The organism is Streptomyces sp. NPDC053513, assembly GCF_044544765.1.
Lineage (GTDB): Bacteria > Actinomycetota > Actinomycetes > Streptomycetales > Streptomycetaceae > Streptomyces > Streptomyces litmocidini.
This window is the reverse complement of sequence record NZ_JBITXP010000011.1, coordinates 20,082-37,909: the sequence shown is the minus strand read 5'-3', so window position 1 is coordinate 37,909 and position 17,828 is coordinate 20,082. Positions and strand designations below refer to the sequence as shown.

General features: G+C 74.3%; 16 protein-coding genes. 9 read left to right on the top strand and 7 right to left on the bottom strand.

The annotated features are described in order from the left end of the window. Positions 1-572: 572 nt before the first annotated feature. Positions 573-1,538 carry a 2-hydroxyacid dehydrogenase gene (locus ACIGW4_RS20530; protein WP_399582136.1) on the bottom strand — a complete coding sequence of 322 codons (966 nt, stop codon included), beginning with the start codon at positions 1,536-1,538 and terminating at the stop codon, positions 573-575. 75 nt (positions 1,539-1,613) lie between these two features. Between ACIGW4_RS20530 and ACIGW4_RS20525 the strand changes: the two genes are divergently transcribed. The 3 genes from ACIGW4_RS20525 to ACIGW4_RS20515 all read left to right on the top strand — a co-directional run bounded on the left by ACIGW4_RS20525 (position 1,614) and on the right by ACIGW4_RS20515 (position 4,169). Next, the gene (locus ACIGW4_RS20525) at positions 1,614-2,609 is read left to right on the top strand and encodes an aldo/keto reductase (RefSeq protein WP_359589217.1); all 996 of its coding nucleotides are present in this window, start codon (positions 1,614-1,616) and stop codon (positions 2,607-2,609) included. A gap of 101 nt (positions 2,610-2,710) precedes the next feature. Further along, on the top strand, positions 2,711-3,835 hold the full coding sequence (locus tag ACIGW4_RS20520; RefSeq protein ID WP_399582135.1) for a PQQ-dependent sugar dehydrogenase: 1,125 nt from the start codon (positions 2,711-2,713) through the stop codon (positions 3,833-3,835). Between the two features lie 7 nt (positions 3,836-3,842). Then, positions 3,843-4,169 (top strand): DUF6191 domain-containing protein, encoded by a 327-nt coding sequence (locus tag ACIGW4_RS20515; protein WP_399582133.1) that lies wholly within the window; start codon positions 3,843-3,845, stop codon positions 4,167-4,169. Here the strand turns inward: ACIGW4_RS20515 and ACIGW4_RS20510 are convergent. The 4 genes from ACIGW4_RS20510 to ACIGW4_RS20495 form a co-directional block, all read right to left on the bottom strand. Beyond that, positions 4,053-7,109, bottom strand: coding sequence for an AAA family ATPase (locus ACIGW4_RS20510; protein WP_359589219.1), 3,057 nt, complete (start codon positions 7,107-7,109; stop codon positions 4,053-4,055). The two genes, ACIGW4_RS20515 and ACIGW4_RS20510, sit on opposite strands and share 117 nt — an antisense overlap. Before the next feature lie 7 nt (positions 7,110-7,116). After that, a complete protein-coding gene (locus ACIGW4_RS20505) occupies positions 7,117-7,305 on the bottom strand; it encodes a hypothetical protein (RefSeq protein WP_123455525.1) in 189 nt (62 codons plus the stop codon). A gap of 215 nt (positions 7,306-7,520) precedes the next feature. Continuing rightward, entirely contained in the window at positions 7,521-8,078 is a 558-nt protein-coding gene (locus tag ACIGW4_RS20500; RefSeq protein ID WP_123455524.1) for a GNAT family N-acetyltransferase, read from the bottom strand. Continuing rightward, positions 8,056-10,302, bottom strand: a complete 2,247-nt coding sequence (locus ACIGW4_RS20495) for an MMPL family transporter (protein WP_399582131.1) — start codon at positions 10,300-10,302, stop codon at positions 8,056-8,058. The genes ACIGW4_RS20500 and ACIGW4_RS20495 overlap by 23 nt, the downstream gene beginning before the upstream one ends. 277 nt (positions 10,303-10,579) lie before the next feature. Here ACIGW4_RS20495 and ACIGW4_RS20490 point away from each other — a divergent pair, with 277 nt between their 5' ends. Both ACIGW4_RS20490 and ACIGW4_RS20485 read left to right on the top strand, forming a co-directional pair. Continuing rightward, a complete protein-coding gene (locus tag ACIGW4_RS20490) occupies positions 10,580-11,083 on the top strand; it encodes a DUF6232 family protein (protein ID WP_399582129.1) in 504 nt (167 codons plus the stop codon). Positions 11,084-11,156: 73 nt separating this feature from the next. Beyond that, positions 11,157-11,387 (top strand): hypothetical protein, encoded by a 231-nt coding sequence (locus tag ACIGW4_RS20485; protein ID WP_399582128.1) that lies wholly within the window; start codon positions 11,157-11,159, stop codon positions 11,385-11,387. A gap of 68 nt (positions 11,388-11,455) precedes the next feature. Here ACIGW4_RS20485 and ACIGW4_RS20480 read toward each other — a convergent pair whose 3' ends face one another. After that, positions 11,456-12,820: a serine hydrolase domain-containing protein gene (locus ACIGW4_RS20480; protein ID WP_399582126.1), complete on the bottom strand. Its 1,365-nt coding sequence runs from the start codon at positions 12,818-12,820 to the stop codon at positions 11,456-11,458. Between the two features lie 178 nt (positions 12,821-12,998). Beyond that, the gene (locus ACIGW4_RS20475; protein ID WP_399582124.1) at positions 12,999-13,403 is read right to left on the bottom strand and encodes an ATP-binding protein; all 405 of its coding nucleotides are present in this window, start codon (positions 13,401-13,403) and stop codon (positions 12,999-13,001) included. A gap of 113 nt (positions 13,404-13,516) precedes the next feature. Here ACIGW4_RS20475 and ACIGW4_RS20470 point away from each other — a divergent pair, with 113 nt between their 5' ends. Genes ACIGW4_RS20470 through ACIGW4_RS20455 form a run of 4 tightly spaced genes read left to right on the top strand, consistent with a single transcriptional unit; the run spans position 13,517 to position 17,789 of the window. Continuing rightward, positions 13,517-14,344, top strand: coding sequence for a Scr1 family TA system antitoxin-like transcriptional regulator (locus ACIGW4_RS20470; protein ID WP_399582122.1), 828 nt, complete (start codon positions 13,517-13,519; stop codon positions 14,342-14,344). Beyond that, on the top strand, positions 14,341-14,586 hold the full coding sequence (locus ACIGW4_RS20465) for a DUF397 domain-containing protein (RefSeq protein WP_399582121.1): 246 nt from the start codon (positions 14,341-14,343) through the stop codon (positions 14,584-14,586). Before ACIGW4_RS20470 ends, ACIGW4_RS20465 begins: the two co-directional genes overlap by 4 nt. Then, positions 14,580-15,005, top strand: coding sequence for a hypothetical protein (locus ACIGW4_RS20460; RefSeq protein ID WP_260174496.1), 426 nt, complete (start codon positions 14,580-14,582; stop codon positions 15,003-15,005). The genes ACIGW4_RS20465 and ACIGW4_RS20460 overlap by 7 nt, the downstream gene beginning before the upstream one ends. A gap of 3 nt (positions 15,006-15,008) precedes the next feature. Further along, positions 15,009-17,789 (top strand): tetratricopeptide repeat protein, encoded by a 2,781-nt coding sequence (locus ACIGW4_RS20455; protein WP_399582119.1) that lies wholly within the window; start codon positions 15,009-15,011, stop codon positions 17,787-17,789. Positions 17,790-17,828: the final 39 nt, after the last annotated feature.

Genomic DNA, 17,828 nt, shown 5'->3' with positions numbered 1-17,828 from the left:
CGGCAGGTCCGGGTGGGCGACGGCGACGGCGTGAGCGCCGGGCGGGTCCGGAAGGGCGTCGGCGGCGCGGGCGTCGGGCAGGTCCCGGCGGACGTCGGCAGCGGCGCGGGCGTCGGGCAGGCCCGGGTGGGCGTCGGCAGCGGCGTGAGCGCCGGGCAGGCCCGCGCGGGCGTCGACCGGGTCCGCGTCGGCGGCAGCGGCGGTGGCGCCGTCCGCTCCGGGCGCGGCGTCCCGCCCGGGGCCCCGCGGCGCGGGGGCGCAGGGTGGTCGGTGCGGTGTCGCCTGGTCCGGCACCGAGGGCGCGAGGCCTCCGGTGAGGCGCGGCGGGGTCGCCGCGTCGGATCGTCGGTCCTCCGGCCGTGCTTCACCCGTCGCCCCCCTCGGAATCTGATGACCCGTCACTTCGCTCCCCAGCGTCAGCCCGTTCTCGACGCAGTCCCCCGCCACGGGACGATACACCAGGACCGTCACTCAGGGACAGGGCCGCAGTACTCTCCGTGACGATCACCGGGCTCGTACGCGGTGCGTGTCGGGGGCGCACGCCACCCAGTCGGCCGAACGCGATCCTCCGGTCAGCCGGTGGTGAGGAGGACGTTGGCCAGTTCCTCGCCCGCCGCGAACCGCCGCAGCTGTCCCGCGACCAGCCGCTTCGCCCTCGGCATGAAGGCCGAAGTGGAACCTCCCACATGGGGACTGATCAGGACACCGGGAGCGTGCCACAGAGGGTGCCCGGCCGGCAGCGGTTCGGGGTCGGTGACGTCGAGCGCCGCCGTGATCCTGCCGCTCTCGACCTCCTTGAGCAGCGCGTTCGTGTCGACGACCGGGCCCCGGGCGACGTTCACCAGGAGTGCGCCGTCCTTCATCCGCCCCAGGAACCCGGCGTCGGCGAGGTGCGTGGTCGCGGGCGTGAGCGGAGTGGAGAGCACGACCACGTCCGCCTCCGGCAGCAGCGCCGGCAGGTCCGTCAGGGCGTGCACCGGCCCGCGCTCTGTGGCGCGCGCGGAGCGTGCGACGCGCGCCACCCGCGCGCACTCGAAGGGCGCGAGCCGGTCCTCGATGGCGGCGCCGATCGAGCCGTACCCGACGATCAGGACGGACTTGTCGGCGAGCGCCGGGTAGAAGCCGGCGCGCCACTCCTCGGCGTCCTGGCCGCGCACGAATCCCGGGATGCCCCGCAGCGAGGCGAGGATCAGGGCGAGCGTCAGCTCGGCGGTGCTGGCCTCGTGGACGCCCTTCGCGTTGCAGAGGGCGACCCCGGGCCGCAGCGAGCCGATGCCCGGCGTGACGTGGTCGATGCCGGCGGACAGGGTCTGCACGACCCGGAGGGAGGTCATCCCGGCCAGCGGCCGTACGGCGATCTCCGAGCCCTTCATGTACGGGACGACGTAGAAAACGCAGCGGGCCGGGTCGGCGGGGAAGTCGGGACCGCCGTCCCAGAAGCGGTAGTTCAGGCCCGACCCGCCCGGCGCGGGGAGCCCCTCGATCTCGTCCGCCGGAATGGGAAGCCACACGTCAGCGGTCGTGTCTTCGAATCTCATGACCGGGAGGCTATGCGAAGAATCCGGCGCGCCATTGGTTACTTTGGGGGGCGGCACAGGGAGGGGTACCGGCAGGTGGAGCGCAGGACTATCGGGGCGACGGCGCTCGACGTGGGTGCGATCGGCCTGGGGTGCATGCCGATGAGCTGGGCGTACAGCCGTTCGGAACAGCGGGGGGACCGCTCGCTGCGGACCGTGCACGCGGCGCTCGACGCCGGGGTGAGCCTGCTCGACACCGCCGACATGTACGGACCGTTCACCAACGAGCTTTTGGTGGGGCGGGTGTTGAAGGAGCGGCGCTCCGAGGCCTTCGTCTCGACGAAGTGCGGACTGCTCGTCGGCGACCAGCACGTGGTCGCCAACGGCAGGCCGGGGTACGTGCGCCGGGCCTGCGACGCCTCGCTGCGGCGGCTCCAGACCGATGTGATCGACCTCTACCAGCTGCACCGGGCGGATCCCGAGGTGCCGGTCGAGGAGACCTGGGGCGCCATGGCCGAGCTGGTGTCGGCGGGCAAGGTGCGGGCGCTCGGCCTCTGCGCCGTCGGCGCGCGGGCGGTCCGGCGCGGGGCCGATCTGCACGAGGGAACGATCCGTCAACTGGAGCGGATCCAGCAGGTCTTCCCGGTCGCGGCGGTGGAGGCGGAGCTGTCGGTGTGGTCGCAGGAGGCGCTGGCGCGGCTCCTGCCCTGGTGCGCGGCGCGCGGGGTCGGCCTCCTGGCGGCGATGCCGCTGGGGAACGGCTACCTGACCGGGACGCTGACCCCGGGCGGCGGCTTCGAGCGGGACGACCCACGGGCCCGGCACCCCCGGTTCACGGCCGAGATGATGGCGGCCAACCAGCCCATCGTGGCGGGGTTGCGCCGGGTCGCCGCGCGGCACGGCGCGGAGGTCACGCCCGCGCAGGTGGCGCTCGCGTGGGTCCTGGGCCTCGGGCGGCACGTCGTACCGGTGCCGGGGGCGAAGCGGGAGCGGTGGGTCGTGGAGAACGCCCGGGCGGCCGCGCTGCGCCTGACGGCGGAGGACCTGACGGAGATCGCCGCGCTCCCGGCACCGCGCGGGTCCTGGGACTGAGGGCCCCGCGAGGACGGCCCCGGCGGTCGGGAACCGATCGGGGCGAGCGGTGTATCAAGGGGAGAAGGGCACCACTCGACCCGTCGAAGGGGGACCGGCCCATGCGCCGTCCTGTCGTGCAGAAGGCCCTGTGGGGCGCCGCCGTGCTCGTGCTGGTGACCGGCTGTTCCCCGGGGGACACCGGACGGGATCCGCGTACGGCCCCGCCGGCCCCGGTCTCCTCGTCGCCGTCCGCCTCCCCGTCCCCGTCCACCGCGGGCCGGGTGTCCGTGGCGGGCACGCTCGTCGAGGGGCTGAAGTCGCCGTGGGGGCTGGCGCGGCTGCCCGGCGGGGATCTGCTCGTCTCCTCGCGGGACGAGCGGACGATCACCCGGATCGACGGGCGGACCGGCGCGAAGACCTCGCTGGGCGAGGTGCCCGGGGTGGTGCCGGGCGGTGAGGGCGGGCTGCTGGGGCTCGCGGTCCGGGACGGGTGGGTGTACGCGTATCTGACGGCCGCCTCGGACAACCGCATCGTGCGCATGCGGTACGGCGGCGGGGCGGGCGACCGGCTCGGGCCGCCGGAGCCGGTGCTCACCGGCATCCCGAAGGGCTTCGTGCACAACGGCGGACGGATCGCGTTCGGGCCGGACGGGATGCTGTACGCGGGGACGGGCGAGACGGGCCGGACCGGGCTGGCGCAGGACCGGTCGTCGCTGGGCGGGAAGATCCTGCGGATGACGCCGGAGGGCGGGCCGGCGCCGGGCAATCCCTTCCCGGGCTCGGTGGTCTACTCGTACGGCCACCGCAACGTGCAGGGGCTCGCCTGGGATCCGGAGGGCCGGCTGTGGGCGGCCGAGTTCGGGCAGAACACCTGGGACGAGCTGAACCTGGTGGAGCCGGGGCGCGACTACGGCTGGCCGGTGGTCGAGGGCAAGGCCGGGCGGGCCGGGTTCGTGGACCCGGTGGCCCAGTGGCCGACCGCGGAGGCGTCCCCGAGCGGGATCGCGTACGCGAGGGGCGCGATCTGGATGGCCGGGCTCAGGGGCGAGCGGCTGTGGCGGATCCCGGTCTCCGGGGCGGAACGATCCGGGGAGCCCGAGGCGTTCCTGAAGGGTGGGTACGGGCGCCTGCGGACGGTCCTCGCGGCGGGCGGCGACCGGCTCTGGCTGGTGACCAGCGAGACCGACACCCGGGGGACGCCCGGGCCCGGGGACGACCGGATCCTCCGGCTGGAGGTGCGGTGAGGAGGCGGTGGCCGTGTTCGGCGGACCGGACGAGTTCTTCGCGCCCTCACGCGGGCACATCGAGGAGGAGCGACGCGGGGAGGCCCTGACCAGGGAGGACCCGGGAGCCCCCGGGAACATGGATCCCGCGCGCGGCCCGGTGGACCTGGCCTCGGGCCGGGTGACGATACGCCTCCCCCGCCCGCCGGAGGTCTCCGGCGGGCGGGGGGACACGGGGTCAGAGGGGCGTGTCGAGGAGGTGCAGGCGGTGGGCCAGGGCGGCGGCCTCGCCGCGCCCGGCGACGCCGAGCTTGGCGAGGATGTTGGAGACGTGGACGCTGGCCGTCTTCGGTGAGATGAACAGCTCCTCGGCGATCTGGCGGTTGGTGCGGCCGGCCGCGACCAGCCGCAGCACGTCCTGTTCCCGGGGCGTCAGGCCGAAGCCGGCGTCCCCGGGCTCCGCCGGGGCCGGGGCCTGCTTCTCGGGGGCGAGGGAGAGGCGGGCGCGGGCGGCGAGGAGCTCCACGTCCTCGCGGAGCGGCCGGGCACCGAGGCGGACGGCGGTGGCGTGGGCGTCGCGGAGCAGGGCCGCCGCCTCCTCGCGCCGGCCGCCCTCGACGAGCAGGGCGTCCGCGAGGCGCCGGCGGGCGCGGGCCAGCTCGTAGGGACGTCCGAGGGGCTCGTAGGCGGCGACGACCTCGGCCCAGCGGGCGGCGGTCTCGCGGCCCTCGGCGCGGGCGAGCTCCTCGGAGACCTGCCGGGAGTGGGCCTGCCAGACGGGGGCCGGGGCGGCGAGCTCGCGGACGCAGCGGCGGACCAGGTCGAGCGCCTCGGCGCGGCCCTCCTCGGCGGCGGGCAGGCCCCGGTTGTCGGCCTCGGCGGTGACGGCGGTGAGGACGAGCGGCCAGCCGTAGCGGTGGGTGCCGGGCGGGAAGCCGGTCTCCGCGGTGGCGGCGAGCTGCTCCCGTACGTCCGCGAGGCGCCCCTCGGCGGCGGCGACGGCGATCGCGACCTGTGCCATGGGCAGGGTGTACTGCGGGATCGGGTCGCGGGTGCCGTAGCGCGTGCGGGCCTCGGCGAGGTGCTCGGCGGCCCTGGCCGGCTCGCCGCGGAAGACGGCGAGGTGGGCGAGCTGGAGCAGGGCCGTGCCGCCCGGCTTGGTGCCGCTCGCCCCGGAGCGGAGCAGCAGCTCGGCCTCCTCCTTGCTCCGGTCCCATTCGCCGAGCGAGAGGAGCGACTCGGCGAGGTTGGCGCGGATCCAGCCCGCGCTGTCGACGAGCCCGCGGGAGCGGGCCAGTTCGATGCCGGCCACGGCGATCTCCACGGCCTCGGCGGAGCGGCCGAGCGCCTCCATGGAGGAGGAGAGGTTGATGTGGGCGCGGGTGGCCTCGTGGAACTGGCCGAGGGCGATGGTCCGTTCGCGCGCCTCGTGCATCGCGGCGATGCCGCCCTCGGCGTCTCCGGCCGACACGAGGATGGTGCCGAGGGTGATCCGGGCGTTCAGCTCGATCGGCTCGGCCTTGACGAACCGGGCGTACTCGACGGCGCGTTCGGCCGCGGCGAGCGCCTCGGGTCCGGGGTTGCGGAGCATGCCCCAGCCGGCCGCGCCGACCAGGACGGTGGCGTGGACGGCGGACGGCGGGAGGCCCTTGACCAGCTCCTGGGCGCGGGCGATCTCCGGCCAGCCGTCGCCGCGGCCGAGGTTGGACTGGAGGCGGGACATCTCCGTCCAGAACCAGGCGGCGCGCAGGGGGTCGTTCTCGACGTCGTCGAGGATCCGGAGGGCCGTCCGGCAGATCTTCACGGCCCGCTCCCGCTCTCCGCTGAGCCGGGCGGCGACGGCGGCCTCGGCGAGCAGGTCGAGGTAGCGCAGCGAGGTGGTCTCGGGGTCGCAGCCGCAGGCGGGGTAGGCGTCGGCGTAGTCGATGGGTCGCAGGGACTCGCGCGTCTCGGCGGGCACCTTGTCCCACAGCTCCATGGCCCGTTCGAGGAGGCTGAGCTGCTCGGCGTAGGCGTGGCGCTTGCGGGTCTCGACGGAGGCCCGGAGGACGACGGGCAGCGCCTTCTCGGGGGCGTGCGCGTGGTACCAGTACGTGGCGAGCCGGGTGGTCCGCTCGTGGGGGCGGACGAGTCCGGGGTCGGCCTCCAGGGCCTCGGCGTAGCGCCGGTTGAGGCGGGAGCGTTCGCCGGGCAGCAGGTCGTCGCTGACGGCCTCGCGGACGAGGGAGTGGCGGAAGCGGTAGCCGTCGCCGTCGGGGACGGCGAGGAGGATGTTGGCGCCGACGGCGGCCCGCAGGGCCTCGATGAGTTCGTCCTCGGGGAGCCGGGCGACGGCGGCGAGCAGCCCGTACTCGACGGTGGAGCCGCCCTCGGCGACGATCCTGGCGACGCGCTGGGCGGCTTCGGGGAGCGTCTCGACCCGGACGAGCAGGAGGTCGCGCAGGGAGTCGCTGAGCTGGCCGACGGCGCAGCCGGCCTCGTGGGAGACGACGAGCTCCTCGACGAAGAAGGCGTTGCCGTCGGAGCGTTCGAAGACCTCTTCGACGAGTCCGGGGTCGGGTTCGGCGGCGAGGATGCCGGTGAGCTGGCGGTGCACCTCGGTGCGGGTGAAGCGGGAGAGTTCGATGCGGCGGATGGTGCGGAGCCGGTCGAGTTCGGCGAGGAGGGGGCGCAGCGGGTGGCGGCGGTGGATGTCGTCGGCGCGGTAGCTGGCGACGACCACGATCCGGCCGCGGCGCAGGGTGCGCAGGAGGTAGGTGAGCAGGTGCCGGGTGGAGGCGTCGGCCCAGTGCAGGTCCTCCAGGACGAGCACGGTCGTGCGGTCGGCGGCGAGCCGTTCGAGGAGGCGCACGGTCAGTTCGAAGAGCCGGGCGGTGGAGTCCTCGTCGGAGGGCTCGTGGCTGCCGGGGTCGCCCAGTTCGGGCAGCAGGCGGGCGAGTTCGCCCTCGTGGCCGTCGGCGGCGGCGGTGAACTCCTCGGGGAGGCGGCGGTGGAGCGCGCGCAGGGCGGCGGCGAAGGGTGCGAAGGGCAGGCCGTCGGCGCCGAGTTCGACGCAGCCGCCGAGGGCGGTGACGGCGCCCCGGTCGCGGGCCGTGTCGAGGAACTCCTCGATGAGCCGGGTCTTGCCGACGCCCGCCTCGCCGCCGATGAGCAGGGCCTGGGGCTCTCCCGCGCCCGCGCGGGAGAGCGCCTCGGTGAGGGCGGTGAGTTCGCCGGCGCGACCGACGAAGACGGGGCTGACTGACCTGGTCTCCACGGCGCCGAGCATCGCACAGACTTCCTTGCCGTCGCTCATACGGGGGTCACGCGGCCCGGACGAAACGACCGCGGCCGCCGTCGGCCGTCCGCTCCTCCGTGGCGTGGCCCCCGAACCGGTGACCGAAGAGGCGCAGCCCCCTGCGGGTCACCGCGGCCTCGCGGGCGAGCCGGTGGGCGGCGGCCTCGGCGACGAGCTCGGCGTGGTGCATGGTGTGGAGTTCGTACTCGAACATCGTGTGCTCCCTGGGTCTCTCGGTTTCGGTATCGCTCTCTTGCGATGCCTCTACTTTCGTTTCCCAGGGGGTGCCGTCACATCGGGCGGGTGCCGCATGTTCGGGACGCGGGGGTCCTTAGGAGGGTCCCCGGGGGGCCTTAGGCGATGCCCCGGGGGCCTCAGGGAGGGGATCCGCGGACTCGGCGAAGGACCCCGCGGGTCTCGGGAGGGGGTTCAGGACGCCTTCGCCGCGCGCCACTCGGGGGCGAGGACGGCCCAGATCTCCGTGTCCGCGCGGACGCCGCGGTACGGGTAGTTCTCCCGCAGCACGCCCTCCTTCGTCATGCCGAGGCGGCGGGCGACGGCGATGCTCGGGAGGTTCTTCGTGGAGGCGAGCCATTCGACGCGGTGGATGCCGCGCTCCTCGACCGCCCAGTCGATGATGACCCGGCACGCGCGCGTGATCAGGCCCTTGCCGGCGGCGGAGGGCTCCAGCCAGCAGCCCGCCTCGGCGGTGCCGTTCGCGGCGTCGAAGGTCCGGAAGAGGACGCCGCCGACGAGGGTGCCCCCGCTCCAGATGCCGTAGAGGCGGCCGGTGTCGCTCGCGGCCTTCTCGGCGTACGAGGTGAGGTAGGCGCGGGCGGAGTCGAGGTCCGTGACGACGTCGGGGAGGCCGATGTGCTCGCCGATGAAGTCCCGGCCCCGGTCCATGTGGGCGAGGAGTTCCTCGGCCTGCCAGGGCTCCAGGGGCCTGAGCTCGGCGCCGTCGTCACCCAGCGATATCGCGAACATCGTCGTTCCTCTCCTCCGCGGCCGGAGCCGTCACACGCTGTACGGGGATCTTCGCACGCGTGTCGGCGGCCTCTCGGCACTCGGGAGGTTCGATGCTGATCCGGGGCAGCAGGCGGTCGAGCCATTTCGGCAGCCACCAGTTCGCGCTGCCGAGCAGGTGCATGAGCGCGGGGACGAGGAGGGTGCGCAGGACGAAGGCGTCGAGGGCGACGGCCGCCGCGAGCGCGACGCCGAACATCGCGATGACCCGGTCGCCGGAGAGGACGAAGGCCAGGAAGACGGAGATCATGATGACCGCGGCGGAGTTGATCACACGGCTGGTCTCGGCGAGGCCGACCCGGACCGCCCGGCGGTTGTCGCCGGTCTCCAGCCACTCCTCGTACATCCGGCTGACCAGGAAGACCTGGTAGTCCATGGAGAGTCCGAAGAGGACGGAGACCATGATCACGGGGAGGAAGGGTTCGATCGGTCCGGCGCTGCCGAGGCCGAGCAGCTCGCTCCCCCAGCCCCACTGGAAGATCGCGACGACGATGCCGAAGGCGCCGGCGACGGCGGCGACGTTCATGGCGGCGGCCTTGAGCGGGATGCCGATCGACCGGAAGGCGAGCAGGAGCAGCAGGCAGCCGAGCGCGATGACGACGCCGACGAAGAGCGGCAGCTTGCCGACGATGATCCCGGCGAAGTCGTCGTACGAGGCGGTGACGCCGCCCACGTGCACGTCGAGGGAGGTGCCCGCCTCGGCGGTCGGGAGGACGTCGTCGCGGAGCCGGTCGACGAGCTCGCTGGTCGCCTTGGACTGCGGCGAGGAGTCGGGCACGACGGTGAGGACGGCGGTGTCGCCCGTGCTGTTGTACGTGACCGGGGAGACGGACGCGACGCCCTTGGTGGCGGTGAGCGCGGCCGGCAGCCGGTCGAGGGCGACCCGGTCGTCGGCGCCGTCGAGGCCGGCGACGAGGGTGAGGGGCCCGTTGACGCCCGGCCCGAAGCCGTCGGCGAGCAGGTCGTACGCCTTGCGGGTGGTGGCGGTGGCCGGGCCGTTGCCCTGGTCGGAGGTGCCGAGGTGGAGCGAGAGCGTCGGCAGCGCCAGGACGCCCATGACGAGGACGGCGACCGCGCCGAGGAGCTTGGGGTGCCGCTCGACGAAGGCGGACCAGCGGGCGGCGAAGCCGGTGGGCAGCTCGGGCTGCGGGCCGCGCTCGGCGAGCGTCCGGCGCTCGCGCCGGGACAGCGCCCGCGTGCCGATGAACGAGAGCAGCGCGGGCAGCAGGGTGACGGAGGCGGCGACCGTGAGGAGCACGGTGAGCGAGGCGGCGATGGCGACGCCGTTGAGGAAGCCGAGCCGCAGGATGAGCATGCCGAGCAGGGCGATGCAGACGGTGGCGCCGGCGAAGACGACGGCGCGGCCGGTGGTGGCGACGGCTGTCTCGGCGGCCTCGGCGACGGAGAGGCCGCGTTTCAGGCCCCTGCGGTGCCGGGTGACGATGAAGAGGGCGTAGTCGATGCCGACGCCGAGGCCGACGAGCATCCCGAGCATGGGGGCGAAGTCGGCGACGGTCATCAGATGGCCGAGGAGCACGATCCCGGAGTACGCGATGCCGACGCTGACGAGCGCGGTCGCTATCGGGAGCGCGGAGGCGGCGAGCGAGCCGAAGGCGAGGAAGAGGACGACGGCCGCGACGGCGATGCCGACGATCTCGGCGAGGTGTCCGCCGGGGGCCTCGGTGAGGGCGACGGCGCTGCCGCCGAGCTCGACCTGGAGGCCGTCGCCGGCGGCGGCCTCGGCGGTGTCGACGAGGGCCTTGGCCTGGGCCTCGGGGATGTCGTCGGACTGCGCGTGGAAGGTGACGGTGGCGTAGGCGGTGTGCCCGTCCTCGCTGACCTGGCCGGGCGCGGCCCCGGGTCCGTACGGGGAGGTGACGGCGGCGACGCCGGGCAGCTCGGCGACCTTGTCGAGCATGTCGCCGACGCGCTCCTCGACGGCGTCGGCGCGGACGCTGCCCCGGTCGCTGTGCCAGACGATGGTGTCGCTGTCGCCGCCGAGGCCGTGGAAGCCCCGGTCGAGGAGGGCGGTGGCCCGGCCGGACTCGGTGCCGGGGACCTCGTAGTCGTTGGAGTACGCGCTGCCCGCGAGGGTCGCGCCGGCGGCGGTCCCGCCGAGGGCGACGAGCCACAGGAGAACGACGACGAGACGGTGCCGGAGGCACCACCGTGCGATTGCGGCCAAGGGACGTGCTCCTGACTGGATCTGTACGCGCGCCCCCACTGTCGCAGCCAAACGTGATCGTTTGCCCCTTTCGTGGCGATCCTCACAGGGCGCGCCACCAGCGGGTGATCTTGCCGCCCGGTCTCGCGCCGTGGCCCCGGCGCCGGGGCGACGGAGCGGAGCGGAGGCCCTCGCACCGATGCGCCGGCGGTCATCGTGGATTTCCCTTGCTGACCGGCGGGATGCGCGAGCGTCCTGAGCGCGACGCACGGCCACGGCGCACACGAGGGGGAGTCGCATGGCCAGACGCAAGGTCATCCGGGTCGAGGTCAGCAAGCGGGTGCTCTGGATCGGCGCCTCGGCGTATCCCCTGCAGAACATCGCCCGGGCGACGACGGTCAGGATCAAGCCCCCGCGGACCCGCGCCGTGGGGAACTTCGTGAAGGCCGTGCTGGTCACGGGCCTGCTCCTGGTCGCCGCGCTCGCCCTCGCCCAGTCCGGCGAGCTGTCCGGAAGCGACCGGGAGCTCATCACCCAGGGGGCGGGGGTCACCGCGGCCGTCCTCGTGGCGGCCTTCCTCGTCCGGCTGCTCGTCGTCCTGTTCACGAGGACGTACTACGCGCTGGTCGTCGAGACCTCGGGAAACCCGCTCACGCTGCTGGCCAGTCTGGACCGGGACGAGGTGCACCAGCTCGTGCGCGACATCATGCGGGCCATCGAGGACCCCGCCTTCACCGGCTTCACCGGCTTCACCGGCTTCACCAAGCAGATGGTGACCTACAAACATCGCCGGCATGCGTGACTTCTACAACGCCTCCGGCGACGGAGCCGTCGGCCGGATCTAGTACCACCAGCAGGGCGCGGACCCGCAGGCCGTGTACGAGGCCGTGATCCGGGCGATCGAGACGCTCCGGGGCCAGGTGTCCGTCGAGGACCGCGAGGTCCTCGACGCGTCCCTGGAGACCATCCGCCAGGGCGACGGCGCACCGCCGGGCGCCTTCCGCCGGGCCCTCGGCGCCGCCGCCGGGGTCGCCGCGCTCGTCGGAGAGGTCGGCGCCCCGCTGGCGGAGGCGGTCCGCCAGATGCTTGCGCTGCTCGCCGGCTAGGACACCCCCTGGGGCCCGTGACGCCCCGGGCCGACCGGCGGCGCGGTGGGCGCCGGTGCGCTGGACACCTATGCGGTCGGCGCAATCGGCGCCGGTGCGGTCGGCGCCGGTGCGGTCGGCGCCGGTGCGGTCGGCGCCGGTGCGGTCGGCGCCGGTGCGGTCGGCGCCGAGGCTATGGACGCCGGTGCCATGGACGCCGGTGCCGTCGGCGGGACTCCCGTGAAGGCGGCACCGACGAGGGCCCTCACGTAGCCGGTGTACTCCTCGCCCGTCCCCGTCCCGGTGGGGTTGAGGGAGTACACCACACGGCGCTTGAGGTCCGGCGTGGCGAAGAACCCGTTCTCCCACCCGGGGCGGGAGCCCGTCTTGCCCCAGACGGTCACGCCGTCGCCGAGGGTGAGGCGCATCAGACCCACGGGGGCGAAGCAGGCCCTGCCCTCGGTGCCGCAGTGCTTGTTCTGGGGCGCGCCGGGGACCTCGGGGACGGAGAAGGCCAGTCTCTGCACGGCGGGCGGCAGGAGCCGGCCGCCGAGGAGGGCGGTCAGGAAGCGGTCGAGGTCGGCGGCGGTGGAGATCATCCCGCCCTCGGCCCACGGATAGGGGCTCTGCTCGGTGACCTCGTCCGCCCCGACGTACACCCGCGCGTGCGGGCTGGGGACGGTGATGTCGTCGGCGGCCGGGAGGCTGGTGTCCCGCAGCCGGAGGGGGCGCAGGATCCTCCGGTCGAGCTCCTGCCGGAAGGAGTTCCCGGTGACCTTCTCGACCAGCAGTCCGGCGACCAGCGTGTTGAGCCCGTTGTACTGCTGGACGGTGCCCGGAGCGGGCCGGTGCTTCCGCCAGGCCTCGTCGACGGCGGCGAGCGCGAAGGCGTCCCGTATCCCGTCGACCGGTGTGACGCTCGTGAGCCACCAGCCCGGCCCGTTCCTCGGGGAAGGGGTGGGAGCGGGCGCCGGGAACCCGCTGGTGTGATCCAGTATCTGCCGCACCGTCACCCCGCCGTACTCTGCGGGGATCAGCTCCGGCAGGTGGGACCGCACCGGGTCGTCGATCCCCATCCTGTGCTCGGCGACGAGCTGCAGCGCGACCGTGTGGGTGAAGGCCTTGGTCACGCTGCCGATGCGGAAGTGGGCGTCGGTCGGCACCGGCCCGGCGACGCCGGTCCAGAGGGGTCCGCGACCCGGCCCGTCGACCCTGACCAGCGCTCCGGCCTGGTACCCGGGCAGCGGGGTGAGCAGCTTCCGCAACGGCTCGGCGTCGAAGCCGGCGGAGGGGGCGCGGGAGGTCACCACGGCCGCGGAGGGCGCGGTGGCGGTAGAGGGCGCGGCGACGGCGGGCGCGGCGGCGGCGACGGGGACGCCTGCGCCGAGCGCGAGGGCGACCGTGGTCGTGCCGGCCACGACGAGGCGGCGCAGTGCGGTCGTGCGGTGTCGCATGGGAGTGCTCCAGGGGTGGTCGCCGCGAGGCTCGTCATGTGCTCCGAACGACTTCAACTCTGCACTCCCCGAAGGGAGTAGACGATCGGTGATCACCCCGAAATCGTCCCTGACCCGCCCCGGAGACCGACCCCGACTCCTGCCCGACGCCACGGGCCCGGCACGACCGGAAAGCCCCCTAGGACCCGCCCGCCGCCTCGGCGAACTCGCACCAGACGATCTTGCCCGGGTCACGCGCGCCCACGCCCCAGCGGTCGGCGAGGGCGCCGACGAGGAGGAGGCCACGGCCGGACTCGCCGGACGGCTCGCGGACGGCCGGGGTGCCGTCGCCGCTGTCGTGGACCTCGACGCGGAGGGAACCGGGGCGCTCCAGGTAGAGGTGGAGGCGGTAGCCCCGGCCGGGCGGGACGCCATGGAGGAGGGCGTTGGTGGCGAGCTCGCTCACGCACACCAGTACGTCGTCCGCGCGTGCGTCCAACCCCCAGTCGGCCAGCGCCTTGCGGGTGAAGTCGCGGGCGAGGGGCACGGAACGGCGCTCACGACGGTAGAAGGCCTCGCGGAACAAGGGGAGTTGGTCGCTCATGGCGATCACGGTGGCGCCTCGCGCCCCACGCGCCCCAGGACACGGACCCGTACAAATTCTTTGTACGGGTCCGGAACGCGTCGCGTACGTACGGAGCGGGGAAGGCACCGCTCATGCAACGCGGCACGAACACGAAGAAGAAGGTCCCCTCATGGGAAGTGGTCGGCGCCCTGGTGGCGCTCTACCGGAAGCAAGCGGGCCTGACCCAGCCCCAGTTGGCCGCGCAGGCGTGCGTGGCACTGGAGACGCTGGGATCGATCGAGCAAGGGCGCCGGGCACTGCGACTGGGCCTCGCGGGTGAGCTGGACGACATCCTGAACACGGGCGGGGCGCTGGCGGTGGCGGTCGGGAAGGCGCCGAAGAAGGAGCGCTATCCGGCGTTCGCGCAGGAGTTCATCGAGTTGGAGGCGCAGGCGCTCAGTCTGTGCTCGTACCAGAACGGGGTGGTCCCGGGTCTGCTTCAGACCGCGGAATACGCCCGCGCGGTCTTCGACTGCCTGTATCCACCGATCACCCCGCAGGAAGCCGAGGACCGGATGCTCGACCGGCTTGACCGCCAGCGGGTCTTCGAGCAGAAGCCGTGGCCGCCGATGATGTCCTTCCTCCTGAACGAATCCGTCCTGGAGCAGCCGATCGGCGGCCGGGAGGTGCTCCGGGGACAGATCCTCCACCTGCGCGAGATGGCCGAACTCCCCTTTCTCGCCCTGCAGATCATCCCGAAGTCACGGACGAAGCACGCGGGGCTCAATGGGCCCATGGTGCTCGTGGAAACACCCGCCCACGAGCACATCGCCTACATCGAAGGGCAGCGGGTCAGCTTCCTCATCGACGACCCAGACGAGGTCGGCATTCTCCAGGCCAAATATGGAATGCTGCGATCACAGGCCCTGACGCCCGAAGAAACCATGGGCCTGCTGGAGCACCTGGCAGGAGAGACATGAACGCAGCAGCACTTTCATGGTTCAAGTCCAGCTACAGCGGCGACGAGGGCGGCGACTGCCTCGAAGTCGCCTACGACTGGCGCAAGTCCAGCTACAGCGGCAGCGAGAGCGGCGACTGCGTCGAGGTGGCCGCCCACCCCGCCGCCGTCCACGTCCGGGACTCCAAGCTCGGCGAGGCCGGACCCGTCTTCACCGTCTCCCCGGACGCCTGGGGCGCCTTCGTCGCGGAGGCCACGTGTTAGAGGAGTCCCTGACAGCCCTGGCCGCCGCCGGCGGCGGGGCCGTCGTCGCCGCCATGGCCACGGACGCCTGGCAGGTCACCCGGGACGGGGTCGTCCGGCTGTTCCGGGGGCGGTCGGAGGTCGAGGGGCGCCTCGACGAGGACGCCGCCCTCGTCGCCGGGGCCGAGGACCCCGACGGGGCGCGGCAGGCGCTCGTGCCCGCCTGGGCGCTGCGGCTGCGCGCCCTGCTCGCCGAGCACCCGGAGTGCGCCGAGGAGTTGCGCGCCCTGATACGGGACGTCCCGGGCGGGCAGCATTCCGTGCAGCACAACACCGCCCACGACAACGGCCGCGTCTTCGGCGTCCAGCACGGGAACATCGTCTTCCACCAGGGCCCGGAGTCCCGCCACCAGAGCCCCGAGTCCCGTCCGGACGCGTGACCCGTGAGTGCCGAGCAGCACGTCACCGCGCACTCCGGGTACGCGTACGGAGTCATCGGCGCCGACATCCACGTCTTCGGCGACGGCTCGCCCGTCTATCTGCTCCAGAACTGGCGTCGCGCGCCCGCCGCCGATCCGGAGTGGCTGCGGGAGCTGCCGAGCCGGATGCTCAACGCCCGTTTCGAGGTCGTGCCGTTCACGGGCCGGGACGCCGAACTGGCCGAGCTGCGCGCGTGGCGCGACCGGGGCCCCCGGCTCGCCGTCCGCTGGCTGCACGCGCCCGGCGGGCAGGGCAAGACGCGGCTCGCCGCCCGGTTCGCCGACGCGACCCAGGACGAGGGCTGGCGGGTCGCCGCCGCGACGCACGGCCCCGGATCCGTCCAGCCGCCGCCCGGGAGCCAGGACCTGACGACCGAGGGGCGCGACGGCGTCCTCCTGGTCGTCGACTACGCGGACCGGTGGCCGCTCACCCACCTCACCTGGCTCTTCGGCAACGCCCTGCTCCACCGGCCCGGGGTACGCGCGCGCGTGCTGCTGCTCGCCCGTACCGCCGACGCGTGGCCCGCCGTCCGCGCCTCGCTCGCCAACCTCCAGGCCGGTACGAGCAGCATGGTCCTGGAGGACCTCCCCGACGGGCCCGGGATGTACCGGGCCGCCCGCGACGCCTTCGCCGTACGGTACGGAGTCACGGCCGCGCCCGAGCCCCCTCCCCCGTACGGGCTGACCCTCGCCCTCCACATGGCCGCGCTCGTCTCCGTCGACGCGCGGGCGCACGGGCGCCGTCCGCCCGACGATCTCGCCGGTCTGACCGTCTACCTCCTCGACCGGGAGCACCTGCACTGGGGCACGCTCTTCGCCCGGGGCGACGGGCCTTACGCGACCCCGCCGGAGGCCATGAACCGGGCCGTGTTCGCCGCCGCGCTCACGGGGGCGGTCGACCGGTCGACGGGGTCGGCCGTGGTGGCGGGGCTCGGGACCGGCGGGGCCACGGAAGGCCCCGGCCCCTCCCCCGCCCCCGGCCTCTCCCCCGACCGCCTCCTCGACGACCACGCCTTCTGCTATCCCGCCGCCGAGCCGCAGCACGGAACCGTCCTGGAGCCGCTCTACCCCGACCGGCTCGCCGAGGACTTCCTCGCCCTCACGCTCCCCGGGCACGGCGCCGACTACCCCGCCACGGCGTGGGCCCCGGAGGTCACCGCACGGCTGCTCGGGCCGCACGCCGGGCGCGCGGTCACCTTCCTGGCCGCCGCCGCCCAGCGCTGGCCGCACCTCGGGCCCCGGCACCTCTATCCGCTCCTCACGGCCGACCCCGGGCTCGCGCTCGCCGCCGGCGGCGCCGCCCTGAGCACGCTCGCCGCGCTCGACGACATACCGGTCCCGCTGCTCTCCGCCGTCGGGGAACGCTTCCCCGTCCACCGCCACGTGGACCTCGACGCGGGCATCGCCGCCGTCACGCACCGGATCGTGACCGAACTGCTCGCCCTCGACGACGGGCCCGCCGCCCGTGCGACGGGCTACCACCGCCTCAGCATCCGCCTCTCGCACGCCGGCCGGCTCGACGAGGCCCTGGAGGCGGCGCGGCTGGCCCTCGCCGCGCAGGAGGAGCTCCCCGAGGACGTGCCCGCGCTCGCCACCGCCCTGGCCCGGCTCGGCAACTGCCTGGCCCTGACCGGGCGGCCCGAGGAGGCGGTGACGGTGACCGGGGAGTCCGCCGCCCTGTTCGGGCGCCTCGCCGAGGCCGAGCCGACGGCCCGGTGGGACGCGATGCACGCGGGGCTCCTCAACGACCTGGCCATCTGGCTCTCCCTACTCGGCCGGCACCAGGAGGCTCTGGCCGTGGGCGAGCGTTCGGTCGCCGACTGGCGCCGGATCGTCGCCGCCGAGCCCGTACACGAGGAACACCTGGCCGGGGCCCTGCACGGCCTCGGCAACTACCTTTCTTCCTTGGGCCGTTGGGCCGAGGCGGCCGACGTCACCGGTGAAGCGATGCGGATCCGGACGCGGCTGGCCGAGCGGGACCCGTCCGCCCACGAGCCCGACCTCGCCAAATCCCTCGTCAACCAGGCCAACCACCTGGCCGCCCAGGGCCGGCGGGCCGAGGCCCTGGAGCTGTCCCGGCAGGCGGTGACCGTCCTGCGCTCCCTCGCCCGGGCCAACGCCGCCGCGCACGAGCCGGACCTCGCCCTCGCGCTGACCAGCCTGGGCGCCGACCTCGCGGAGGCCGGGCGGGTGGCCGAGGCCGTGGACGCGACGGCCGAGGCCGTCGCGATCGGTCGCCGCCTGGCCTCGGGCAACCTGGCCGCCCACTCCCCCGGCCTCGGCCAGTCCGTGTCGAACCTGGCCTTCTTCCTCCTCGACGCGGGCCGCCCGGCCGAGGCCCTGGCCGCCGCCGAGGAGGCCGTCTCCCTCCGCGAGCGCCTGTACGCCGAGCGCCCGGACCAGCACCGGGCGGATCTGGCCCAGTCGCTCTCGAACCTGGGCATGTGCCTGGATCCGGCCGGCCGGCGCGCCGAGGGGCTCGCCGCGACCCGGCGGGCCGTGGAGCTGTACCGCGCGGCGCACGCCGGGAACCCCGCCGCGTACGCCTTCGACCTGGCCCGGGTCCTCAACAACCTCGGCCGCTTCCTCGCGCTCGCCGGGCGCTGGGAGGAGGCGTTCGTGTCGGTCACCGAGGCGATCGCTCTGGCGGAACGATCCGCCGCCGCGAACCCGCCCGCGTACGGGGCGCTCCTCGAACACCTGCGGCAGACCAGGGACGGCTGCCTGCGGATGCTGGGACGCTGACCGTACGACGAGGGGCGGCCCCACACCGGAAGTCCGGTG